This is a genomic window from Nostoc sp. FACHB-888 (assembly GCF_014696655.1).
Lineage (GTDB): Bacteria > Cyanobacteriota > Cyanobacteriia > Cyanobacteriales > Nostocaceae > Nostoc.
Genome location: NZ_JACJQM010000006.1, coordinates 42,535 through 67,709, shown reverse-complemented (window position 1 = coordinate 67,709; position 25,175 = coordinate 42,535). Strand labels below are relative to the sequence as shown.

Annotated in this window: 19 protein-coding genes; 11 read left to right on the top strand and 8 right to left on the bottom strand. The window is 40.3% G+C overall.

Features of this window, described 5'->3' with window-relative positions; genetic code table 11:
- Positions 1-80: 80 nt before the first annotated feature.
- The 4 genes from psaB (at position 81) to H6G26_RS05885 (ending at position 4,179) form a co-directional block, all read left to right on the top strand.
- Entirely contained in the window at positions 81-2,312 is a 2,232-nt protein-coding gene (gene psaB / locus H6G26_RS05900; RefSeq protein ID WP_190728357.1) for a photosystem I core protein PsaB, read from the top strand.
- Between the two features lie 216 nt (positions 2,313-2,528).
- Positions 2,529-2,759 carry a DUF433 domain-containing protein gene (locus H6G26_RS05895; protein ID WP_118169120.1) on the top strand — a complete coding sequence of 77 codons (231 nt, stop codon included), beginning with the start codon at positions 2,529-2,531 and terminating at the stop codon, positions 2,757-2,759.
- On the top strand, positions 2,756-3,124 hold the full coding sequence (locus H6G26_RS05890) for a DUF5615 family PIN-like protein (RefSeq protein ID WP_199326658.1): 369 nt from the start codon (positions 2,756-2,758) through the stop codon (positions 3,122-3,124). Before H6G26_RS05895 ends, H6G26_RS05890 begins: the two co-directional genes overlap by 4 nt.
- 149 nt (positions 3,125-3,273) lie before the next feature.
- Entirely contained in the window at positions 3,274-4,179 is a 906-nt protein-coding gene (locus tag H6G26_RS05885; protein WP_190728356.1) for a site-specific DNA-methyltransferase, read from the top strand.
- Between the two features lie 72 nt (positions 4,180-4,251).
- Here H6G26_RS05885 and H6G26_RS05880 read toward each other — a convergent pair whose 3' ends face one another.
- Both H6G26_RS05880 and H6G26_RS42040 read right to left on the bottom strand, forming a co-directional pair.
- Positions 4,252-4,464: a hypothetical protein gene (locus H6G26_RS05880; RefSeq protein ID WP_190728355.1), complete on the bottom strand. Its 213-nt coding sequence runs from the start codon at positions 4,462-4,464 to the stop codon at positions 4,252-4,254.
- Positions 4,465-4,886: 422 nt separating this feature from the next.
- Complete coding sequence (locus H6G26_RS42040) at positions 4,887-5,036, bottom strand: hypothetical protein (protein ID WP_242053600.1); 150 nt, start codon at positions 5,034-5,036, stop codon at positions 4,887-4,889.
- Between the two features lie 536 nt (positions 5,037-5,572).
- On the opposite strand from H6G26_RS42040, the gene H6G26_RS05875 reads away from it, so the two are divergent.
- Positions 5,573-6,637 (top strand): SGNH/GDSL hydrolase family protein, encoded by a 1,065-nt coding sequence (locus H6G26_RS05875; protein ID WP_190728354.1) that lies wholly within the window; start codon positions 5,573-5,575, stop codon positions 6,635-6,637.
- A gap of 71 nt (positions 6,638-6,708) precedes the next feature.
- The gene (locus H6G26_RS05870; protein ID WP_190728449.1) at positions 6,709-7,071 is read left to right on the top strand and encodes a DUF4864 domain-containing protein; all 363 of its coding nucleotides are present in this window, start codon (positions 6,709-6,711) and stop codon (positions 7,069-7,071) included.
- Positions 7,072-7,096: 25 nt separating this feature from the next.
- On the opposite strand, the gene larE is transcribed toward H6G26_RS05870, so the two are convergent.
- Both larE and hrmK read right to left on the bottom strand, forming a co-directional pair.
- Positions 7,097-7,924, bottom strand: coding sequence for an ATP-dependent sacrificial sulfur transferase LarE (gene larE, locus H6G26_RS05865; RefSeq protein WP_190728353.1), 828 nt, complete (start codon positions 7,922-7,924; stop codon positions 7,097-7,099).
- Between the two features lie 86 nt (positions 7,925-8,010).
- Positions 8,011-9,867 (bottom strand): hybrid histidine kinase/response regulator HrmK, encoded by a 1,857-nt coding sequence (gene hrmK / locus H6G26_RS05860; protein WP_190728352.1) that lies wholly within the window; start codon positions 9,865-9,867, stop codon positions 8,011-8,013.
- 205 nt (positions 9,868-10,072) lie between these two features.
- Between hrmK and H6G26_RS05855 the strand changes: the two genes are divergently transcribed.
- Positions 10,073-10,939 carry a branched-chain amino acid ABC transporter permease gene (locus tag H6G26_RS05855; RefSeq protein WP_190728351.1) on the top strand — a complete coding sequence of 289 codons (867 nt, stop codon included), beginning with the start codon at positions 10,073-10,075 and terminating at the stop codon, positions 10,937-10,939.
- A 22-nt stretch (positions 10,940-10,961) separates the two neighbouring features.
- Here H6G26_RS05855 and H6G26_RS05850 read toward each other — a convergent pair whose 3' ends face one another.
- Together H6G26_RS05850 and lipA are read right to left on the bottom strand one after the other, a co-directional pair.
- A complete protein-coding gene (locus H6G26_RS05850) occupies positions 10,962-11,099 on the bottom strand; it encodes a photosystem I protein PsaX (protein WP_190728350.1) in 138 nt (45 codons plus the stop codon).
- A gap of 245 nt (positions 11,100-11,344) precedes the next feature.
- Positions 11,345-12,265: a lipoyl synthase gene (gene lipA / locus H6G26_RS05845; RefSeq protein ID WP_190728349.1), complete on the bottom strand. Its 921-nt coding sequence runs from the start codon at positions 12,263-12,265 to the stop codon at positions 11,345-11,347.
- A gap of 339 nt (positions 12,266-12,604) precedes the next feature.
- Between lipA and H6G26_RS05840 the strand changes: the two genes are divergently transcribed.
- Positions 12,605-13,285: a response regulator gene (locus H6G26_RS05840; RefSeq protein ID WP_190728348.1), complete on the top strand. Its 681-nt coding sequence runs from the start codon at positions 12,605-12,607 to the stop codon at positions 13,283-13,285.
- A gap of 576 nt (positions 13,286-13,861) precedes the next feature.
- Positions 13,862-19,480, top strand: coding sequence for an ATP-binding sensor histidine kinase (locus H6G26_RS05835; RefSeq protein ID WP_190728347.1), 5,619 nt, complete (start codon positions 13,862-13,864; stop codon positions 19,478-19,480).
- A 166-nt stretch (positions 19,481-19,646) separates the two neighbouring features.
- Here H6G26_RS05835 and H6G26_RS05830 read toward each other — a convergent pair whose 3' ends face one another.
- Together H6G26_RS05830 and H6G26_RS05825 are read right to left on the bottom strand one after the other, a co-directional pair.
- Positions 19,647-21,038, bottom strand: coding sequence for a cytochrome P450 (locus tag H6G26_RS05830; protein WP_190728346.1), 1,392 nt, complete (start codon positions 21,036-21,038; stop codon positions 19,647-19,649).
- A gap of 155 nt (positions 21,039-21,193) precedes the next feature.
- Positions 21,194-22,174: a terpene synthase gene (locus H6G26_RS05825; protein ID WP_190728345.1), complete on the bottom strand. Its 981-nt coding sequence runs from the start codon at positions 22,172-22,174 to the stop codon at positions 21,194-21,196.
- 744 nt (positions 22,175-22,918) lie between these two features.
- Here H6G26_RS05825 and H6G26_RS05820 point away from each other — a divergent pair.
- Together H6G26_RS05820 and H6G26_RS05815 are read left to right on the top strand one after the other, a co-directional pair.
- Complete coding sequence (locus H6G26_RS05820; protein WP_242053599.1) at positions 22,919-24,247, top strand: response regulator; 1,329 nt, start codon at positions 22,919-22,921, stop codon at positions 24,245-24,247.
- A gap of 365 nt (positions 24,248-24,612) precedes the next feature.
- Complete coding sequence (locus tag H6G26_RS05815) at positions 24,613-25,155, top strand: methanogen output domain 1-containing protein (protein ID WP_190728344.1); 543 nt, start codon at positions 24,613-24,615, stop codon at positions 25,153-25,155.
- Positions 25,156-25,175 lie beyond the last annotated feature (20 nt).

Sequence of the window (25,175 nt, the reverse complement as noted above, 5' to 3'; positions counted from 1 at the left end):
GAGGCAAAACTCAGAACTCAGAACTCAGGGCTCTAGAGGCTGATACTTGATGGCTAAAGGTCAGAGGATTTATTAAACCTATGGCGACGAAATTTCCAAAATTTAGCCAGGATCTGGCACAGGATCCGACTACCCGTCGGATATGGTATGCGATCGCTACAGGCAACGATTTTGAAACCCATGATGGCATGACGGAAGAAAATCTTTACCAAAAGATTTTCGCAACTCACTTCGGTCACTTGGCAATCATCTTCCTGTGGGCATCCAGCCTCCTGTTCCACGTAGCCTGGCAAGGTAACTTTGAACAGTGGATTAAAGATCCCCTTCATATCCGTCCCATCGCCCATGCGATTTGGGACCCCCACTTTGGTAAACCAGCGATCGAAGCTTTTACCCAAGCTGGCGCTAGTAATCCAGTAAATATTGCTTACTCTGGTGTTTACCACTGGTGGTACACCATCGGTATGCGGACAAACAGTGAACTGTACACTGGTTCAGTTGGTCTGTTGTTGTTGGCAGCAGTGTTCTTGTTCGCTGGCTGGCTGCACTTGCAACCCAAGTACCGTCCTAGCTTGGCATGGTTTAAGAGCGCTGAACCCCGCCTAAACCACCACTTAGCAGGTTTGTTTGGTGTTAGTTCTTTGGCTTGGGCTGGTCACTTAATTCACGTTGCTATCCCCGAAGCTCGCGGACAGCACGTAGGTTGGGATAACTTCCTGAATACCCCACCTCACCCAGCAGGTTTGACACCTTTCTTTACAGGCAACTGGGGCGTTTACGCTCAAAACCCTGACACTCCTGGGCATATATTCAGCACATCTCAAGGTGCAGGGACTGCAATTCTGACTTTCTTGGGTGGTTTCCATCCCCAGACAGAAGCTTTGTGGCTAACTGATATAGCTCATCACCACTTGGCGATCGCAGTTATCTTTATAATTGCCGGTCACCAGTACCGGACTAACTTCGGAATTGGTCACAGCATCAAAGAAATGCTGAACTCCAAATCCGGTTTAGTACCTGGTACAAAGAGTGAAGGTCAATTCAACCTGCCTCACCAAGGGTTGTACGACACCTATAACAATTCACTGCACTTCCAGTTAGGTATTCACCTAGCTGCTCTGGGAACCGTCACCTCTTTGGTGGCACAGCATATGTACGCCATGCCTCCTTATGCATTTATGGCTAAGGATTATACAACTCAGGCAGCGCTGTACACGCACCATCAATACATTGCTGGTTTCCTAATACTTGGTGCTTTTGCTCACGGAGCTATATTCTGGGTACGTGATTACGACCCAGAACAAAACAAAGGCAACGTCCTTGAGCGCGTGTTGAAGCACAAAGAAGCGATTATCTCCCACCTTAGCTGGGTATCTCTTTTCTTAGGCTTCCACACCCTCAGCTTGTACGTACACAACGATGTAGTTGTTGCTTTCGGTACTCCTGAAAAGCAAATTCTGATTGAGCCAGTGTTTGCCCAGTTCGTCCAAGCTGCTCATGGTAAAGTACTGTACGGCTTAGACACCTTGCTGTCTAACCCAGATAGTATTGCCAATACAGCATGGCCCAACTACGCTAACGTTTGGTTACCAGGCTGGTTAGATGCCATCAATGCTGGTACTAACTCCTTGTTCTTGACAATTGGCCCTGGCGACTTCTTGGTACACCATGCGATCGCTTTGGGTCTGCACACCACCACCTTGATCTTGGTCAAAGGTGCTTTGGATGCTCGTGGTTCTAAGCTGATGCCTGATAAAAAGGACTTCGGCTATGCCTTCCCTTGCGACGGTCCCGGTCGTGGCGGTACTTGTGACATCTCCGGTTGGGATTCCTTCTACCTCGCTACATTCTGGATGCTCAATACCCTTGGTTGGGTTACCTTCTACTGGCATTGGAAGCATTTAGGTATTTGGCAAGGCAACGTAGCTCAGTTCAATGAGAACTCTACATATCTCATGGGCTGGTTCCGCGATTACCTCTGGGCTAACTCTGCTCAGTTGATTAACGGTTACAACCCCTACGGCGTGAATAACCTGTCTGTCTGGGCTTGGATGTTCTTGTTTGGACACCTAGTTTGGGCTACTGGCTTCATGTTCTTAATCTCCTGGAGAGGTTACTGGCAAGAGTTGATTGAAACCCTTGTTTGGGCACACGAACGCACTCCTTTAGCTAACCTAGTCCGCTGGAAAGATAAGCCCGTTGCTCTGTCTATCGTTCAAGGTCGTGTAGTTGGTCTAGCTCACTTCACTGTTGGCTATGTCTTGACTTACGCCGCATTCTTGATTGCTTCTACTGCTGGTAAGTTCGGTTAATTGGGCTGCTAGTTTTGTAAGTAAGTAATAAAAATCCCCTGCCGCAAGGTGGGGGATTTTTTTACTCATTCATTAATGACGGTTGTTTAAATACTATTGCTGGGAACAATAAAAAAGATAGGCTCAGGATTTAAGTATGTCTGAACTTCCTTCAGAGTGGAACAATGAGGTTTATCGATCGCCTAAAATTAAACTTAATTACAAGCACTCAAAACCATGACAAACTGGCAAGAACGCATTACTCAAAACCCAAATGTATGTCACGGGAAACCGTGTATTAAAGGAACACGCATTATGGTATCAGTCATCCTTGATAACTTTGCCGAGGGACTGACATTTGAGGAAATTATTCAAGAGTATCCACCACTGGCTTTAGAAGATATCAGAGCAGCTATTGCTTATGCAGCCCAATTAACCAGGGAAGAGGAATTGTTGCCACTGCGATGAATAAAATGACAGTAAAACTCGACGAGAACATGGCACAAACCCACGTCGAGTTTTTACAGCAAGCTGGTTACAACGCTGACCGTGTGACTGATGAAGGATTATCTGGTGCTGATGATGAAACTGTTTGGGAGCAAGTTTGTGCTGAAGAACGATTTTTCATCACCCTTGATTTAGACTTCTCTGATGTTCGCCGCTTTTTACCAGGCACTCATCCTGGTATTTTACTAGTGCGTTCGCGTAACCGTAGCCGTCAAAAAGTGCTAGAAATTTTGTCTCGTGTTGTACAGGAGCAACCTTTAGAAAAGTTGAAAGGTTGTCTTGTAGTAGCAGACGATATACAAACGCGAATCCGGCGATCGCAATGATAGCATGGATACAAAGTTAATATACTCTCTGCGTTACTTTGCGCTTCCCTCTGTGTTCCTCTGCGTTAAAAAAATCACTTTTAAAATAAAATATCTAGACAATATAAAAACAAGCTATAACTATAAAAAACGAGATAATTTTATTACTCTTGCAAGAAGAACCAATAACGTCACCAAAAGAAATAATTTTTAATCCCTCTTATACCCAGCATTACGGAGCAGCATATTTGGGTGATAGCCTGAAACTTATTAAATTCATTGATAATAATAGTATTAATTTAATTATCACATCACCTCCATTCGCTCTGACACGAAAAAAAGAATACGGTAACGAAACTGCTGACAAATATATTGAGTGGTTCCTACCTTTTGCATCCGAATTCAAAAGAGTACTCGCAGATAATGGCTCATTTGTAATAGATTTAGGTGGTGCTTACCTTCCTGGTAATCCCGTGCGGAGTATTTATCAATATGAACTTTTAGTCAGATTATGTAAAGAAGTAGGTTTCTTTCTTGCTCAAGAATTCTACCACTACAATCCAGCCCGACTGCCAACCCCTGCTGAGTGGGTAACAATCAGGCGCATTCGCGTGAAAGATTCTGTAAATACAGTTTGGTGGTTGTCTAAGACACCAAATCCTAAAGCAGATAACAGAAAAGTTTTAAAGCCTTATAGCCAAAGTATGAAACAATTACTCAAAAATGGTTATGAGGCTAAACTACGTCCTAGTGGACATGATATTTCTGATAAATTCCAAAAGGATAACCAGGGTGCAATTCCGCCAAATCTACTAGAAATTGCTAATACTGAATCCAATAGTGCTTATTTACGACGCTGTAAAGCAGCAGAAATTAGACCCCATCCAGCACGTTTTCCTCAAGGGTTTGCCGAGTTCTTCATCAAATTTTTAACTGATGAAGGTGATATGGTTTTAGATCCATTTGCAGGTTCTAACACAAGCGGGTTTGTTGCTGAAACTCTGCAACGCCGATGGATATCTTTTGAAATTAACGAGGATTACGTAACGGGAAGTCGTTATCGATTTAGCCCGTAAAACATTAAGTAAAGAGTCAGGACCCAGAAGTGAAAATTTATAACTCACAACTCCTAACTCATAACTATTTACTTAAATTTCTCCATTCACCTGCATTTGATGAACCTGATCCGCTAGCTCTTGACGACCTTGATCATCTAGTTTGTCAATAGCTAACATCCCCATGAGAATAACTTCTTTCAGGGTCAAACGTGTCGAATGTGCCTGTTTTTGCACAATCTCTTTAATAATGGGACTGACACCAATCGCTGTACTAGCTCTAGCCACGGAAGAAAAGGAAAACACTAATGATTAAGCCTAAATCTTAGCACTTCCCATGAAGTTATTTTCTATAGTTAAAACTTAATTTAAATGTGTTTCACCTCATACTTCAATGAGTAAACATTAATTTTAAATTAGCTATGTAAAGAATAACGGTTCTAAACAGAGGGCACTATTCCCCAACTAGACATTTTATCTCAAATTCCAATTATCGCATCAAAAGTAAAATTTTACTTTTGTTATCCCAAGATAGCTGGTATAGTCTTTAACAGCACTATAAATGACTATAAAATTATCCCAAACCTTTTTGATTGAGGATCTTAAGCTCTTTTTTGAGTGAGTCTCAAACTTTCAGTATGGTGAATTTGATGCTTGCTCATTGAGGGCACGCCATCGTATGATATCAACATCCTTAAAAGTTCAAGTTTTGCCTATTTCTCTAGAATTTATCTTAAATATTCAATAGCTACATCAAAATTGTGGTCTAATTTGCGATTGGCAGTAAAATCAACTGTTGTCATTTCTTGGCAACTGGCATAACTTCTAACTGTGATGTAAATTACTCCAAAACGATCAAAAAGTTCTTTGAGTGTCAATCCTTTCTGATGCTAGTTTTGGAATGTTTAATCTGACTAATTCTATATTTAATAACTGGTGCATTTACACTGCTCAATCTTATATAAGAAATTAAAAAGCGATCGCCCCTTAATCTAGCAAACTCTCATGCGATCGCTACAATTGATTTAAATGTGGAAACCTGAAATCAAATGGTTATTTCTTATATTAGTAACATCAAAAGCAAAAAACCTCTGTCCTGAGATACTCAAAAATCACTCAATAATCGTCAAGTTCACATACACTTGCAATATTTATGACAACTTAGTTATAAAAAATGCTCAGTTTGTGAAAATAGCGCTTTAAGTAAAACTATCTTTACAAATAAGACTTGTATACTACCGAAAAAACCGTACTTTAAAGAGATCGTGAATTGTCTAATATAATCTCGTTAATACGCTTTACAGAACTATACAGTGTAAATAAGAATAATAACTTAACCGAAGTAAAATTTTCCTGAATACAGGCAGTTAATGCTGTCATAGGGAAAAGCAGTGAGTAGAGGAGAGACAAAGCGATGAGGGACCCTTATCTGTTGGCAGCAGGCTTGTTAACAGGATTAGCAATACCAGCATCGGCTCTTCCACATTTGTCAATTGTCCTGCCAGAAAATTCTAGATTCCTGTGGGATTTAAAACAAGGTTCGCAGACAATAGTAAGTAGACAAATCATCCCCAGTGTTGATCTCTCCTTACCAGAACTCAGCAGCCAAGCGTTCCAACCCCTAAAAAGTTCGCAGCCATCAGGTGAGAAAAATATCAACAGCGTTGATATCTCCTTACCAGAAGTTAGTAGTCAGGTATTACCAACCCAAACAGAGTCATCACTCAACCCCAGCCCCCAACCAGCTGGTCTTTCGCTGACATCTGGGAATCAACTTTACTACCAAAGATTGGCGGCTCTGAAAACAGGTCAGATTTATACACGCGTAAATAGTGATAATTTGCAATCATTGTGGGAGTCGATAAGGAAGCGTCAACTAACTTATGATGACTGGAAAAGTTTACTGGCTTTAGAAGCTAGAGCGATCGCTCAAGGTCAAGGTGCAAATCATTTAAGTATCTTAATTGGTGATTCTTTGAGTATGTGGTTTCCTAGAGAAAAACTGCCTGCTGGGAAATTGTGGCTGAATCAAGGTATATCCGGAGATACTTCCAGTGGCGTTTTAAAAAGATTAAAGGCATTTTCGGCAACGCGGCCGGATGTTATTTACGTTATGGCTGGGATTAACGACTTACGAAAAGGTGATAGTGATGATGCAATTTTGCGTAATTATCGCCGGATTGTCCGTCGGTTACGGCAGGCTCACCCACAAACTCAAATCATTGTCCAATCAATTTTGCCTACTCGCCTACCAAAACTTTCTAATAGCCGCATTCGTCAGATCAACACACAACTAACCCTAATTGCCAAACAAGAAGGCGCTAATTATCTAAATATTTATAGCTGGTTTACAGATATGGAAGGCAATTTGCGCCCAGAGTTGACTACTGATGGGCTGCATTTGTCTCAAGAGGGATACGATGTGTGGCGCTCGGCACTACAGCAGATAGAATACAGGCTGACTCAGCGTGAAAATTGAGCGATCGCTACGCCAACAACGACGCTTGGGGCAATGTCTACAACGGGCTGCGCCTACGCAATTTTACATTTATGGAAGTTACTGACAACGATGCAATCACCATACGTTTTGTAATTGAACACCAATTGGCAGCCTTTCAAAAGGATGATGCCCAAGGGGCTTTTGCCTTCGCTAGTCCGGCAATTCAGGCGCAATTTGGAACCCCAGAAAATTTTATCCAGATGGTCAAGATAAGTTACCCAGCAGTATACCGTCCTCGTTCTGTCTTTTTTGAGGAAATAACGACCATCCAGGGAAACATAACTCAGCCAGTGCTAGTACTAGCTCCTGATGGAGTTCCCTTGAGGGCTTTATATTTTATGGAAAAACAGCCAGATAGTACCTGGAGGATTAACGGTTGCTTTGTAGTTTCTGTAGAAGGTAAAAAAATATAAATTTTTACCTTTTATAACCAAAATATTATAATTTAAGGCTTAAGGGTTCCCGATTCAAAACCTGATTCAACTTACCACTGCGATAACCTTCTAAATCCAGGGTTATGTAAAGAAATCCGAAATCCTGAAAGGCAGAAACTACTTTCTGTAAATCCGTAGTCAACACAAACTCTTTAATTTGTTCTGGTGGTAATTCAATGCGTGCTGTATCCCCTTCCGATCGCACGCGCAAATTCTGCCAACCCAGCTTTCTTAAGAAAATTTCTCCTCTACCGACTCGTTGTAACTTAGCGACAGTAATCTCTTCACCGTAAGGAAACCGTGAACTTAAGCAAGGTTGAGCAGGTTTATCCCACCAAGGTAAACCGAGTTGTTGCGAAAGTTGCCGAACTTCGACTTTGGTGACACCAAGTTCAGCTAAAGGCGATCGCGCCCCTCTTTCTTTCGCCGCCTGAATTCCTGGGCGATAATCATGCAAATCATCGGCATTTACCCCATCCACTACGTAGGGATAACCCAGTTCTAAAGCTAAAGGTTTGAGAGTGTCGTGCAATTCACTTTTGCAAAAATAACAGCGATTAACAGGGTTAGAGGTGTAATTGGGATTTTCCATCTCGTGAGTCTGGACAACTTTATGAGGAATCCCAATAGTTGCGGCTTGAATTTTGGCGTCTTCCAACTCTTCTGGCAACAGCGAAGGAGAAACAGCCGTGACAGCCAAAGCGCGATCGCCCAACGCATCATAAGCAATTTTGGCAACCAAAGTGCTATCAACGCCCCCAGAGTAGGCAATCAATGCCTGCTCCATTTCTTCAAATAAAGCTTTTAATTGCTCAAATTTTTCTGTCAGCATTATTTCTCAATCCTGCCCAAATCCTATAGCACCCAACAAATTCTATTGTAGTGATTACTTATAGGGCATTGGGCATTGGGCATTCCCTACTCCCCATCAACTAAACTTGGTGCTTTACTGTACTTGGCCACCAGACTGGCTAAAAGTGGTAAATCAATCGGTTTAGAAATATAGTCATCTACTCCAGCTGCTAAACAAGTTTCGCGATCGCCTTTCATTGCCCTTGCTGTTTGTACAATTATCGGAATCGCCCGATATTGCCGATTTTCTCGCAGCTGGTGTACTAAGTTAAGGCCATTTGCATCTGCCAGATGAACATCCATTAAAATCACCACCGGGTCTAACTGTGTTAGAGCTTCCCACATTTCGTCAGCATTCTTAACCCAAGTCACCTGATATCCCAATTTACGTAGATAAATTTGCATCAAACTAGCGTTGGGTAAATCATTTTCTACCAGCAAAATCTCTACAGACGAGCTAGAGGTGAAAGGCAAAGAAGATGAAGAGTATTTTGCTTCCCCTGCTTCCTCTGCTTCCCCTGCTCCCCCTCCCTCCTCATCTCCTGCCTTTTGCTTAAGGGGAAGTACAAGGGTAAAACGAGAACCGCGATCTACTTCAGATTCAACTTTTACAGAACCACCATGAATTTGGGCGAGTTTCCGAGTCACTGTTAAACCCAAACCAGTACCTTCAGCACCACCAGCGACAGCCTTGGCAATTTGGAAATAGGGTTCAAACAGTTGAACTTGGTCTTCTTGGGAAATGCCAGTGCCAGTATCCCAAACTGTAAAATGCATAAATACACCTTTGGGAGCAACCTGTAAGCCAACACTTCCTTTACTAGTAAACTTTAGAGCGTTGGAGAGTAAATTAAACAGCATTTGCTTGAGTCGCAAGGGATCAGCTACTAGGGTTGTAATATCGGGGTCAAGTTCTAGACGAAGTTTCAAACCCTTATTAGCGGCTTTCTCTTTCACCAGTGCCAAAACATTGGTACACAGCAGTGGGACATCTATTGTTTCCCACTGCACTTCTAGTTGATTTGCTTCAATTTTAGAAAGATCCAAAATATCATTTATCAGAGCTAGCAAGTGCTTGCCGCTAGACTGAATGATATTTAAATACTCTTGCTGGCGTTCTTTAGTTGGTTCGTACCCTTGAGCTAAAAGCAGGTGGGTAAACCCAATCATAGAACTTAGCGGTGTCCGAATTTCGTGGCTGGTGTTTGCCAGAAACTGATTTTTGAGTTGGTTGGTGCGCTCCAATTCTTGATTAGACTTACTTAACTGTTGATACCGTTGTTGCCAAGACAGGATCTGTCTAAGCTGTACTAAGGCTGTAGTACAGTGTTTGGCAGACCTTGCCATTAATTGTGATCTGAGTTGAGCTTGTAATTTTTCTATGAGCGACTCACGATTAGAGTTTAGGCGTGCTAGGGCGATAATTAGCCAGCCCATGACGTTGCCAGAATCATCAGCTAACCGCCAAGCGCTCGGTGGTTGCTGATTCTCAAGCTGTTGCAAATCTTCGAGTTCTATAACCTCTTGCAATCTCAACAGCAGCTTTTTTTCTGCTGTCAGCACTTCTAAAAATAAAGGTTGTGAGTTTGGCGATGGAGAACGAGAAACATAGCAAACTGTGGCAACAGTTTCTTGTGGTTGAAACAGAGCAATGCCTACGGCACAATCTGTAAGCGCCAGCTTACTGCTGTGAACAGCACTGTTAATCTCGTTGACTACAGTTTGGAGAATTTGTGCTTCTGCGGCTTCTGCCTGCGGGACATTGTTACAAGCAGAAAGTACACAATCACTAAGGCGACTTTGCAACTGGTTCAAGCTGCTCTCCAGCCACAACTTGGCGCGAAGTTGCTGAATTGTTGTCAAAGGTTTTGGCCTTGCATATATCTGTGAGTTCTGGTCTGGTAAGCTTGAATACTGCTGCATGGTCAACTAGACCGCTGAACAAGTTTAGCTTTACATAAAAATCCTAAAAGGATTCTATGTATATTAGCGGACAATTCTTTTTTATTTATAAACCATAACCTATGTTGTTATAAACCATAACTTATGATGTTAAATTTAGCCGCTAATCCGAAAAAATTATTATATAAACCACGGATCTAAAATTTTTGAAAGCAACTTAAGCCTTATGGATACACAATTTGCCCAACTAATAGTTAACGGGATTGCGGTTGGGAGCATTATTGCTTTAGCCGCAGTCGGGCTCACTCTTACCTACGGGATTTTACGGTTATCTAACTTTGCTCATGGTGACTTTCTCACTCTAGGAGCCTATCTGACTTGGCTGATAAACACTATTGGAGTCAATATTTGGCTGTCGATGATCCTGGGAGCAGCAGGAACAGTAGCAGCAATGCTGTTATCGGAAAAGTTACTGTGGTCAAAGATGCGCTCTATTCGTGCTACTTCTACTACGCTGATTATTATTTCTATCGGACTTGCCTTATTTCTTCGCAATGGCATTATTTTTATCTGGGGTGGCAAGAACCAAAATTATAATTTACCTGTCACGCCAGCTTTAGACATCTTTGGTTTAAAGGTGCCGCAAAATCAATTATTGGTACTGGGGTTAGCGGTGCTAGCAATTTTGGCGCTGCATTACTTGCTGCAAAATACCAAAATTGGTAAGGCGATGCGAGCAGTTGCTGACGATCTGGACTTAGCCAGGGTTTCAGGTATTAATGTTGACCGAGTAATTCTTTGGACTTGGGTAATTGCCGGCACTCTTACTTCACTGGGCGGCAGTATGTATGGGTTAATTACAGCCGTGCGTCCAAATATGGGATGGTTTTTAATTTTACCATTATTTGCCTCAGTAATTCTTGGTGGGATAGGCAACCCTTACGGTGCGATCGCAGCAGCTTTTATTATTGGCATCGTCCAAGAAATCAGTACCCCTTGGCTGGGTTCACAGTACAAACAAGGTGTAGCACTGTTAATCATGATTTTGGTGCTGCTCATTCGTCCCAAAGGTTTATTCAAAGGAACGATTTGAGCAGCACCATTCCACTTCTACACTATTCAATAATGTGGAAATAGAAGGCTGCCACCACAAAATTGATAGCTAACAATAACAGTGCCCAGCCTGTGCGAAAGGCGTAGGGAGGTTTAGCTCCACTGTCGGCAACTGCGGAATCCTTTGTTTTAGCGGTCATAATGCGATTCTCCTAATGTCACGACTTTTTAAGAAATACCAAACTGGCGTACCAAATATTCAAATTCTTTAAGAATATTTGTGTGAAGTTAAGAATTGGGGAGTGGCGACTGGGTATGGGGCATTGGGAAGAGGACTTGGGGACAAGGAGAATTGGGGACAAGGGGAAAGACTTGTTTCAAGCGCCTCTTGTCCCCTTGTCTCCCTTGTCTCCCTTGTCTTCTCCTGCTCCCTCATCCCCGGCTTCTACTCCTCATTCCCTACTCCCTCCTCTCCAGCATGATAGGAACTGCGAACCAGAGGCCCAGAACGAACATGGTTAAATCCCATTTCCCATGCTAATCTGCCGAGTTGATCGAATTCCTGTGGAGTCCAATATTTTTGGACTGGCAGATGTTCTAAAGAAGGACGCATATACTGCCCAAGAGTTAAGCGATCGCACCCCACAGCCCTGAGATCAGCCATTGCTTCGACAACTTCATCAAGTGTTTCTCCGTGTCCCAGCATCAAACCTGATTTGGTGGGAGTTGTCAGATCGATTTCTTTGACCATAGCCAGTACCGAGAGGGAGCGATCATACTTGGCTCCCCGGCGCACTGGCCCAGTTAACCGTCGCACTGTCTCAATATTGTGATTAAAACAAGCAGGTTTGGCTTTCACAATCATCGCTATTCGCTGGTATTGACCTGACTCCCCAATACCAGCACCACCCCAAAAATCTGGTGTCAGCACTTCAATTTGAGTCTCTGGATTCAACTGGCGGATAGTTGCGATCGTCTCTACAAAGTGACCTGCGCCCTGATCGGGCAAGTCATCACGGGCTACAGAAGTCAGCACCACATAACGCAATCCCAAAAGCTGCACCGCCTGTGCTACCTTTTGGGGTTCCTCTAAATCAAGAGCCATCGGTGCATGACCTTTATCTACTTGACAGAAAGCACAAGAGCGTGTGCAAGTAGGCCCCATTAGTAAGAAAGTTGCAGTTTTTTGGGCATAGCATTCCCCCCGATTGGGACAGCGCCCTTCTTCGCAAATCGTGTGAATTTGGCGCTGCTTAATAATCCGTTGTACGGTAGAGATTTCACTGGCTTTGCCAATAGAGCGACGTAACCAGCTAGGCATTCCCTTAATTTCAGACTTTAGTTCGGCTTGTTGTGACGAAATCATAGACATCCAGGCAAGATGCGGATATTGAGTAACGATAACGGTCTGTCAATTAACAAATGATAGATAACAATAGGCGCAGGGATCGGCAGAGGCAAGGATACTCTTAATTAAGTCACGATGCCCCTTATGCCCTAGAACCAAGCTAAAGCCTTAAATATCACCATGACACAAATTGAAAAGAACACAAGCAAAAGTTTTGCAAAATACCTCTACCAGTGTCATTTATACCGAAATATACTATCCCCCAATTGCTAGAAATTTTGTATATAGTGGGGGAATTCTCAATGACAATCGGCAAAGCCGCTATTTACACTTAAAGTTTCTGTAGAGCGAACAGTCGTGGCAAGCAACAAGATTTTAGTTATCGATGACACTACAGTTGTCAGGGTGAAAGTACGAGAAATGTTGCCTCCAGGCAATTTTGAGGTACTGGAAGCAAAAGACGGTTTGGAAGGACTAAATTTTATTCTTCAGGAAAAACTCAGCCTGATTATGCTGGATTTCCTGTTGCCTAAAATGAGTGGTTGGGAGGTTTTCCAGAAAGTTCAAGCCGATCCGGAGTTAAGAAAAATTCCTTTAGTGATCATGTCTGGTCGCAAAGAAGAGGTAACTGAAAAAATCACAGAACCCTTTGAATACTTTGAATTTTTGGGTAAGCCTTTTGATCAGAAGCAACTAATCGGCGCGATTAAGTTAGCTATGACCAAGGCGAAACAGCCACGCCCAGAACTAGCCTCAGTAGGAGCAGTTGCCGTCAAAAATAGCACGGTTGCAACTTCTAGTGTTGCCAATGCTACGGTAGCAGTGCCTAGTGTCGCCAATACTACAGTAATAACTCCTAGTGCTACAAATACTGCGATGCCTACGGCGGCAAGCAACGCAACTCCTAGCGCCGGAGGAGCCTCCAACGCAGAAATTGATGCATTGAACGAGAAAATTGTCAAAATGCAAGTTGAAATCGATGGCTTAAAGAAACAGCTAACTCAAGTTGTGACCTTTATTAAACAAAAAATCAAGTAGCATTTGTGCTCATTATTATCGCAGCCAAAAATACTCCGTTTCTAATAACGGATGTCTGATTAATAGCGGGTAAAAATAGTTAGTTCAAAAATACTTATGTTGATAAATCATCGTTGACAACAAAATTCAAAAACTGGAAAAGTAGTTAGCAATTATCTCCACCTTTATCAACTTTAGATTTTGAATTCCCCGATCGCGTAACGTCTTCGTTAGAGAAGAGGTTGACAGTCTAGCAAAGCATCCCTAAACCCACTAAACCTGCCGCAGTTTGCTCTTGAACTAATGAGAACGGCAGGCTTTTTTGTTATGTAGTCTGCTACATTTACAATCTGCGTTACTTGAAAGCTACTCCACTAATCGAAAGCACAGAAAAATTCGCTAAAAATATGTTTAGCAAGCTTATGCCTTGATATCAAAATTAGCCTTTTCTAGAATTACATAGTCCAAGATAAAACTTTAAGAAAAAACTAAATTTTTAAATACAAACTAAACAAAAAAATTCTTATTTCATGATAATGATAGTCTTCGCATGGGAATACTAAGCCATAGAAACAAGAATTATGAGCATAGTCTGCGATGTTGGTAGTATTAGATACATTATATGCGTTTCCTGGCTATCGCCTCACTGAGCAAATCTACTTAGGTAGTAAAACCCTAGTTTATCGTGGCATTAGAGAACAAGACCAAAAATCAGTTGTTCTCAAATTGATGCGAAATGAATATCCTACGTTCGCGGAAATTGCCCAGTTCCGCAATCAATATATCATCGCCAAAAACCTCGATCTTCCTGGCATAGTCAAAACCTATAGCTTAGAAAGTTACCGTAACAGCTACGTCCTAGTGATGGAAGATTTTGGTGGCATTTCCCTCCAAGACTGGCGACTGGAGGACAAAGGGAAGGATGAAAACAGGTTTTCCCTAGATGAGTTTTTCAACATTGCCATTAAAATTGCTTCTACCCTTGAGGGATTGCATCGCGATCGCATCATTCATAAAGACATCAAGCCTGCCAACATCTTGATCAACCCTACTACAGATGAAATAAAACTCATCGACTTTAGTATTGCCACCCTGCTACCAAGAGAAATCCAATTTGTCACCAATCCCAATGTTTTAGAAGGCACCCTAGCTTACATTTCCCCAGAACAAACCGGGAGAATGAACCGAGGTATTGACTACCGCACTGATTTTTATTCCCTCGGTGTCACCTTCTTTCAACTCCTCACCGGACAGTTGCCCTTCACAACTAAAGATCCGATGGAGTTAGTTTACTCTCACATTGCTAAACAACCGCTAAAAGCCGATCGGATTAACTCTAATATTCCACTAATTTTGTCTGACATTATCAGCAAGCTGATGGCAAAAAATGCCGAAGACCGCTATCAGAGTGCTTTGGGATTAAAGCATGATTTGGAGATGTGCCAAAGCCAGTGGCAAGAAACAAAAAATATTGCACCCTTTGAACTAGGCGTTAAAGATATTTCAGACCATTTCGTAATCCCTGAAAAACTCTATGGTCGCCAAAGTGAAGTTGAAACTTTACTCGCTGCTTTTAAGCGTGTGACACAAGGGGCAACAGAAATGATATTAGTCGCGGGTTCCTCTGGAATAGGCAAAACTGCTGTGGTCAATGAAATCCACAAACCTATTGTGCGGCAGCGTAGTTACTTCATCAAAGGAAAATTTGACCAGTTTCAACGTGATATTCCCTTGTCAGGATTGGTGCAAGCTTTTCGGGACTTAATCGGGCAACTGCTCTCAGAAACTGATGCCCAAATTCAACAATGGAAAACCAAAATTTTGCGGGGGTTGGGTACACAAACTCAGGTGATTATTGATGTAATCCCTGAACTTGAACAGATTGTTGGCAAGCAACCTCCGGTTACAGAAATCTCTGGTAGTGCTGCCCAAAATCGTTTCAATTTATTGTTTCAAAAATTCATCCAAATTTTTACAACAAAAGAACATCCCCTGGTTATTTTTCTGGATGACTTGCAATGGGCAGATACGGCATCTTTGAAATTAATTCAATTATTAATGTCTGAAAGGACCTTGCCTTCTGTTTCAGAAGAGATAGAAGATATGCGTGAAGCAAAGGGAAGTTTCTTATTAGTCGGTTCGTATCGAGATAATGAAGTTTCCAAGGCACATCCACTTTCTTTAACACTACAGGAGGTTCAAAAAGCAGGAGCAAACATTAATACAATCACCCTAGCACCTTTAAATCAGGGTGATTTAAATTATCTAATTGCTGATACCCTTAATTGCCCTGAAGTAGTTGCTGTTCCTCTCACCCAGATGGTGTTTGCCAAAACTAAAGGCAACCCCTTCTTTTCCGTTCAATTCCTTAAGTCTTTATATGATGATGGACTAATTGTATTAAACTTTGATATTGGTTATTGGCAGTATGATATTTCAAAAGTCAAAGAATTAGCTCTTACAGATGATGTAGTAGAATTTATCGCACTTCAAATAGAGAAGTTGCCAATCAATACCCAAAAAGTTCTGAGACTTGCTGCCTGTATTGGTAATCAATTTGACTTAAAAACTCTTGCGATCGTCAATGAAAAATCTGTAGTAGATACAGCATCAGACTTGTGGCAAGCATTACTTGATGGGCTAGTTTTCCCTCAAACTGAAAACTATAACATCTTTTCACAAGATAATCTTAATCAAGAATTTATTGTTCATGGAATAGAATCTACACAATTTTCAAGTTTTAATTTACAGCTACCTAAATATAAATTTGTACATGACCGAGTGCAGCAAGCCGCTTATTCTTTGATTCCCGAAGAACAAAAAAAACCAATTCACTTAAAGATTGGACTACTGTTATTGAACAATATTCCAGTAGCAGAACAGGAAGAAAAGATTTTTGAGCTTGTCAACCAGTTTAATATCGCAGTAGAATTCATCTCTCATCAAGCTAAACGAGATGAACTGGCCCAGATGAATCTAATTGCTGGACGTAAAGCTTTAACATCAACAGCTTATCTAGCTGCGGTTAACTATTTAACTACTGGTATTCAATTGCTAGCAGCTGATAGCTGGGAAACCAAACATGATCTTACTCTGGCTTTATATGAAACTGCGACAGAGGCAGCATACCTAGCTGGCAATTTTGAACAGATGGAGGAATTAGCAGAGGTGGTGTTGGCACGTGAAACACTACTAGAAAAAGTGAAAGTTTATGAAGTCAAAATTCTAGCTTATGGGGCGCAGAATCAAGCACTAGAGGCTGTAAATACTGCATTAACCTTTTTAAAACTTTTGGGAGTGGAGTTTCCTGAACATCCAAGCCAGTCAGATATTCAGCTAGCAATGGCAGAATTAACGTCAAATCTAAATGGAAGGCCCATTGAGAACTTAATTGATCTGGCAAAGATGAGAGAACCCCAACCTCTGGCAATAATGCGTATATTATCGACTGCAACCTCTGTTACCTATGCAGTTGCACCTGAACTGTTTTCACTGATTGTTCTAAAACAAATCAAATTATCACTCCAACATGGTAATGCTCCTTTATCTGCTTTTGCCTATGTAAGTTATGGGTTAATACTCACTGGAGTAATAGGAGATATTGAGTCTGGCTATCAATTTGGCAAACTGGCCGCAAGTTTAGTGGATAAGTTTAATGCTAAAGAAGTTAAAGCTAAGATCATGCTGGTATTTTATACAAGTATCTCGCATTGGAAGCAACATACTAGGGTAATGTTAAAACCTTTGTTGGAGGCTTACTATGCTGGAATTGAAACAGGAGATTTAGAATTTTCAGCCTATTGTCTTAATGCTTATTCCTACTCTTTATATTTTATTGGTCAAGAACTGACAGGGCTGGAAATAGAGATGGCAACCTACAGCAATGCCATTAAGCAAATCAAGCAAGAAGCAATATTTAACTGGAGTACTATTTATCGGCAGACTATCTTTAACTTGTTAGGAAATGTGGCAAATCCTTGTTGTTTAATTGGTGAATTCTACGATGAGGATAAAATGCTGCCGCTTCAGCTTGAAGCCAATGATGCAATGGGAATTTTCCATTTTTATGTGAGTAAACTACATCTGTGTTACCTATTCCAGGAATATTCTTCAGCGTTAGAAAATGCTACTTTAGCAGAAAGATATTTACATGGTGGAACAGGACAGCTAGTTACTCCTCTGCTCTACTTCTATGATTCACTAGCACGACTAGCAGTATATTCTAATGCATCTTGTTCTGAGCAAAAGTACATTTTAGATAAGGTTCAAGCGAATCAGGAAAAAATGCAGCATTGGGCACATCATGCTCCGATGAATTATTTGCATAAATATTATCTTGTAGAGGCTGAAAGGTATCGGATTGCTGATGAATATCTTGAAGCAATAGAATTTTACGATCGCGCTATCTTCCTTGCTAAAGAATATGAATATATTAATGAAGAAGCGCTAGCTCAAGAACTTACAGCCAAATTCTATTTAGAATGGGGTAAAAATAAGATTGCCCAAACCTACCTTACAGATGCCTATTATAGCTACGTTCGCTGGGGAGCGTCAGCCAAGGTTGACGATTTAGCAAAACGTTATCCTCAATTACTTGCTCCTATATTTCAGCAAGAAAAACTGAGTATTCACTCCAGCGAGGAAAGCACTTCTTTTAACAGCACATCTCTTTCTACGTTGAGTAATCAACAAACTGTGATTGGATCGAAGACAAGTATTTCTGACTCTCTAGATTTAGCCGCATTCATTAAAGCATCTCAAGCACTCTCTGGGGAAATCGAGATTGAGCGGCTACTTTCTACTTTAATGAAAGTTGTAATGGAGAATGCAGGAGCCTCTAAATGCGCTTTGATTTTGAGTGAAGATGATAACTTAGCATTAACTGTCACAGCGGTTTGTTCAAGTTCAACCTTTGAGCATACCTACACAGAGTTCCCATCAACTTACCTAGAGTCAAGTTACGACGTTCCTATTACTTTGATCAACTATGTTAAACGTTCCAGAGAAATATTGGTTATTGATGATGCAATGTCCGTTCATTTTTTAGCATCTGATAGCTATATTATCTGTGAGGAACCCAAGAGTCTGTTGTCTATACCTATTATCAATCAAGGCAAATTGATTGGTATTCTTTACCTAGAAAATAATCTGGCTACAGGGGCATTTACGCACGAGCGCGTAGAAGTTATCAAACTCCTCACTACCCAAGCAGCAATATCCCTAGAGAATGCTATTCTCTACAAAAATTTAGCCCAAGCTAAAGAACATTTAGAGAAATACAGTCATACATTAGAAGAAAAAGTCGAGAAAAGAACGCAAGAAATCAACGATAAAAATCAACACTTACAACAAACTCTAGAAGAATTGCAACGTACCCAAACCCAATTGATTCAAAGTGAAAAAATGTCTTCGTTGGGAGAGATGGTTGCGGGAATAGCCCATGAAATAAACAACCCCATTAACTTTATTCATGGCAATATTACTTATGCTAATGAGTATGTCCAATACTTACTGGATTTGATAGCTGTTTATCAGCAGGAATACCCCCATCCTTTGCCTTTAGTTGAGGAGAAAGCTAAGGAGATTGATATAGATTTTCTAGCAAAAGACTTGCCAAAGATCCTAGATTCAATGAACGTAGGCAGTTCCCGTATCCGGGATATTGTTTTAGGCTTACGCAACTTCTCACGTCTAGATGAATCTGAAATGAAGCCTGTAGATATTCATGAAGGAATAGACAATACCTTAATGATTTTGCAGCACCGACTTAAGGAAAAAAGCGATTACCCTGAGATTAAAGTCATAAAACAATACGGAAAGCTGGGAGAAGTTACTTGTTACGCTGGTCAACTCAATCAGGTATTCATGAATATCTTGAGTAATGCAATCGATGCTTTAGAACAGTCTTTAGTAAATGACAAAACACAAATGATCAAAGACAGAGGAAAAATTCGTATTTTTACTGAACTAACAGATTCCAATACGGTAATAATTCGGATTGCTGATAACGGTTCTGGTATGACAGAAGCTGTGCAGCAAAAAATCTTTGACCCATTTTTTACCACCAAGTCGGTAGGAAGTGGAACGGGGTTAGGGTTGTCAATTAGCTATCAGATTGTCGTAGACAAACACAAGGGTAGTTTAAACTGTAATTCTACATTAGGAGAGGGGACTGAGTTCGTAATTGAGATTCCGATGCAACAGTCAGCCATATAGGCTAGTACTAGTTATATTAAGATACAAATTTGGGTTAAGCAGAGCGGAACTTAAGATTTGCAAGTTTTTGAGTTTTGTTTTACTCTACCCAACCTAATAATTATAAAAACCCAGCTTTGGTGAAAAGCTGGGTTTTTATAATTATTAAAACAACTCTAACGAACTACTAGTATACGGGTGTAGTTGTCATATTCACTAAAGGCTCTTGACGTACACGGCGTCCTGTAATTACCATCTTAACTCCACCTGCCGGCGCAAGGGTAAGACCTCGGCGCTGAGGTCGCTCTGGTCGTTGATCAACTAACGCAAACTCATAGCGTGACAAGGCTGTTGCTAATACTAACTTCATTTGAAATATAGCCAAAGTTTCACCAAGACAACGACGGACACCGCCACCAAAAGGCAGAAATTCATAGGGAGAAAATTGGTGTTTTAAAAAGCGCTCTGGTTGAAACTCCTTAGGTTGAGGATATAAATCCTCACGCTGATGAGTAAGATAAATGTTGGGAAGCAATACAGTCCCAGGCTCTAAAGAATGTCCCAATAGTTCGACGGGTTCTTGTACTACTCTGGGAAAAGAGAACATTACAACGGGGTGGATTCGCAAGGTTTCATTGCAGACAGCACCCAAATATGGCAGCCTCGAAATACTCATGGGATCTGGGGAATCACCAAGAGTGTCCAGTTCTTGGAGTAGTTTTTCACGGACTAGAGGCTTTTGGTGAATCCAGTATAATCCCCAAGCCATTGCCGATGCCGTAGTTTCATAGCCAGTAAGTATCAAGACCATCAACTGATCGTGCAATTCCTGCTCAGTCATCAGTTGGCCGGCTTCATCCCGAGATGATATCAGCAAGGAGAGGATATCAATGCATTCTGAATCTGGTTGTTGCCGGCGTTCGGCGATTTCAGCATAGAGCAATTCATCAATTGTCTGCCGATCGCGCAAAAACTTTCCCCAAGGACTCCAAGCTCCTAAATCTTTCTGCAAGGATGAGAAGAAAAATGAGATAGAAGTCAAAGGTGAGCGAAAAACATCCATCAGCAACGGTAACAGATGCTTAAATTGTTGAAATCTCTCTCCCTCATACAAACCGAAGACAGTCTGCAATATGACTCTTAGGGATATTTCCTGTGTTAAATTACGAGCTAAAAAGGGCTTATCTAGAGGTAACTTACTAAAGATTTGTTCAGTGAGATTACAAATTAGCTGACCGTAAGCTTGGATACGTTCTCCATGAAAAGATGGCATGAGCAGTTGTCGCTGCCGTTTGTGGCGATCGCCCTCTAGTGTGACAATTGAATAGTCTCCTATGAGAGGTTGTGTAATACTGTTGATCGCACCAACAGCTGTAAATTTTTTTCTATCATTGGTTAAAATTTCCTGAATTGCCTGGGGATGGTTCACAAATACTACAGTGTCACCAAAACCAATTATCTTACCAGTAAAAATGTCGGGATATTGCTGACTTGCCTTTTCCATATAGCCTACAGGGTCAGTAACCCATTGAAGCTTTTGTAGCAGAGAGGGGGTTTTAAGAAGATAGGGTAATGGCATTTAATTTTTTTGAATCGGATAAAGTCGAGCTTAGGAATTCACCATATTCTGATTTAGCGTTTCTAAAATTAAGTATGAATTTGCAAACATTCAATTCATAACCTTCTATCCTAGAGGCAATTCAGAAACTGCCTCTACAGAAATTATACTAAGAATCAAGAACACCTCTTATTTTGTGTTAGTTCCAATCCTTCTAAACTTTGGTAACGACCTGTTTGGGAATACCAATCATGGTTGCTACGTATCCAGGCGTGCATTCCTAATATAAATTTTGTAACTTCAGCATCTACTTCTTCTCCAAATTTTGGAATAGATGTTTCTAAATCCATCATTGTTTGGACGGCTGTATTGTGAATCTCTGTTACACGATTAACTGCCTGATTTAGAGGAATTTTCAGTTGTTCATGCAGTACCAATACTAAATTATTAACATCGCCACTTGAGATTTCTCTAGATGCAGAAAAAATATCATTACAACAGGCAATAATATGTCCTGTAAGAAATTGCATTTGGATAAGTGTTTCATGTTTTCGTAAAAAATCGGGAATCATCAAGTTATGGCAAAATTCAGTCAATGCTAGAAAAGCATCCACGCCTACACTTGATTTACGTATCAGCATATAAGTGTCAAAATCTGGTATGATTCCCTGTGCACGGATGTTTGCTTCATCAATGCATCCCTGTAACCATTTCTCAAAGCTACAGATGAAATGATGGAACCATATTAAGCTTCCTCTTGTGAGTGTCCTCTCTTTTAGGTTACTTAAAGCAAGAGTAAGGGGTATATCTTGACTGGTAACTTCTGCCCCATTTAATATTTCTAGAAATCTTTTATGAAAAATCTTTAGAACTTCAGGTTTTTTTCCTAAATCTGACAAATCACATTGATCATCCCAAATAAATACCCAGCTTAACCAATCACTTGCTATCTTAAGCTCTTCAAGATTACTGTCAGGATAAGCGGATGCAGCTAATAAGAAAAATTTTGACTTGCAAAAACGCTTATAAGTTGATTCCTTGGACAAAAGGTTGAAGTGAAGTACCCATTCAAGAGCTGACTCTTCTAGAACATCAACGTGCTTATTGATCTGGGACGGAAATGGGCAGTGTAAACCAGAGTAAAGTAATTGCTTCATAAAAAACTTATTAGCTAAACACAACGAACATAAACTACATGAAAAGAAAGGCGGTATATTTCTTAATACCCTGTCATAGACATTTTAAAAAAGTTCGCTATAACCCCACATTCACAGTACGTAAATTATATTTACGTTGCTATTATGGTTGCGTAAATATACATAGGGTTATAATTTGATTTTGTAAAAATGCTAAGAGTGAAAATCCAGTTTTATCAGGATTTTATCTAAAATCTTTTTCAGCACTAGGCAGGATTTCTAGATGAATATTTCAGAACTTATCTAGTTATTGTTAAACAATATTTTTATTAAAGTAACCGAAATTATCCTGAATTATAAATTTTTTATAATAACAGTTATGATTTTATTGGCTCAGTAATAAATACGATTGACTAACTTAAAAAGTCAACCTATGGCATCACAATATTTTTCTGAGCTAGGGGTACTTTTATAAAAATACAACGGTAATAATGACTAATTTTAGAGCGATCGCCTTTATAAAAAAAGATGCTTCACTCTAGTAAAAGTGAAGATTTAGTGGTTATTCCCATCCTGTAGCGATCGCTCTCCCAATCACATAGAACAATTTAGCGTAAAAATGTTGTTGTTATCAGAGTTTTGGGAACTATAGGATTGTCAGACGAAAAATTCGTCTGTAAGTCCACTGATAACATAGAGGTGACTTAGCTGCGATCACAAGGTGAATATTGAACAAGCAACAAGGAGCCAAATTAATTTAAATACATGAATTACAAGCAAAATATACAAATGCTTTATGTACCAGAAGACAATTCAATTTTAGTAGTAGATGATACTACAACAAATTTAGAAATTGTCTTTGATATATTAACGAAAGTAGGTTTTGAAGTTACTACAGAAACCTCTGGAGAAAGGGCAATTAAACAGGTTGAGAGGAGATTACCTGATTTAATTTTATTAGATGTAATGATGCCTGGAATAGATGGGTTTGAAACCTGTAAAAGACTTAAACAGAATTCAGCTACTTGTGATATTCCAGTAATTTTTATGACTGCCAATTCTGACACTGATAGTAAAGTAAAGGGACTAAATATAGGAGCCGTTGATTACATTACTAAGCCCTTTCATGAAGAAGAATTATTAGCTAGAATTAAAACCCATCTTCAATTACGAAATCTCACAAAAACTTTAGAAAAACGAGTTACAGAAAGGACAGGAGCGTTGTCTAGGGCATTAAAAGACTTACAAGAGTCTCAACTACAGCTTGTACAGACAGAAAAAATGTCTGCTCTTGGTCAATTAGTAGCAGGAGTTGCTCATGAAATTAATAATCCTGTTGGTTTCATTCATGGCAATCTCGGACACGCTTCAGCATATTTCCAAGACATGATTAATATTATTAACCTCTATCAGCAGCATTATCCTAATCCGGTTTCAGAAATTCAAGAGGAAATTACAGCGATAGATTTGAAGTATATCCTTGCCGATCTACCTAATTTAATTTCTTCAATGAAAGAGGGTGTTCAGCGCATTCGTAACATTAGTACGAGTCTGAGAACCTTTTCTCGCGCAGATAGCGATCGCAAAGTTTTTTGCAACATTCATGATGGCATCGATAGTACAATCATGATTCTTAAACACCGATTAAAAGCATCCGAGGATCGCCCTGATATTCAGATAATTAGAGATTACGATAATTTGCCAGAATTAGAATGTTTTATCGGACAGCTAAATCAGGTATTTATGAATTTATTAGCTAATGCTATTGATGCTTTAGAGGAGTCTAATGTAGGACGCACCTATATTGAAATCGAAGCAAATCCCAACCAAGTTTTGATTCAGACTAGCCTTAGCGAAAACAAAAATCACATTCTGATTTGTATTAAAGATAATGGGGTGGGAATGCCGACTGATGTGCAGCAAAAAATTTTTGACCATTTATTTACCACTAAGCCTGTAGGCCAAGGCACAGGGTTAGGATTATCAATTGCTCGTCAAATTGTTGTCGAAAAACATGGTGGGACTTTGGAGGTAAATTCAGCACCCGGACAAGGTTCAGAGTTTATTATTAAGCTTCCAATTGAAAAATCATAGAAAAAACACCTATCCATATAAATAAATTTATGTTTAAGCTTGATTGCGAGCAGGCAGATTTATGCGTAGTTTGTAATGTTTTACCCCGACTTCCAACCCACGCCAGTCGCTTCTCTGTGGAAACCAAAAAAACCGCGCTGGCTCCCTTTAAAAAGGCTGGCCCTCATTTAATTCTCTCCTAAGAAAGGAGGGCTAGAGAGGATCAAGCTTTAACCCAATAAGGTTCAAAATTTATGATGACCATTTCCATTCATTAGAAACAAAAGCAAGCATCAAATTCTCTAAAAAAAGAGATTAAGCAGTTATTTTAGAAGCATTTTGGGGAACTCTAGAACTGTAGCTCCAAAATTGTATTCTCAAAATTTATGACCAATGCACTTAACCGCTCAATACCTACGCTTAATCTTTCTTTAGAACGCGATATATTTTTACGTACATTAATCAGAGAATTATCTGGCACTTTGCAGGATGTAGTTGGCTTAGAAGAAGCTTCTGGATTTATTAGCGTAGTTGGTGAAAGGATGGCTAGCCAACTCAACCAAGATTACAAATCTGCCCTGGAAGTCTCAAATCTTTCTCGTAAGCAGGTCGCTGATGTCTTAATTGATATAAAAAAACGAATTCAAGGCGATTTTTATGTCATTGAGGAGGATAATGAAAAAATTATCTTTGGCAACCGTGTCTGTCCATTTGCCGAAAAAGTGCTTGATCGCCCTGCTATGTGTATGATGACTTCAAACGTCTTTGGGACGATCGCAGCTAATAATCTGGGATATGCGAAAGTAGAATTGCAAGAGACAATAGCACAGGGTGCTTCTGGATGTAGAGTTATTGTTTACTTAAAACTTACAGAGGAGGCAGAAGATGCAGAAGGTCGAGAATATTTTAGAGGACTAGAGTCTGTGTAAACTCTTCACCACTATATCAA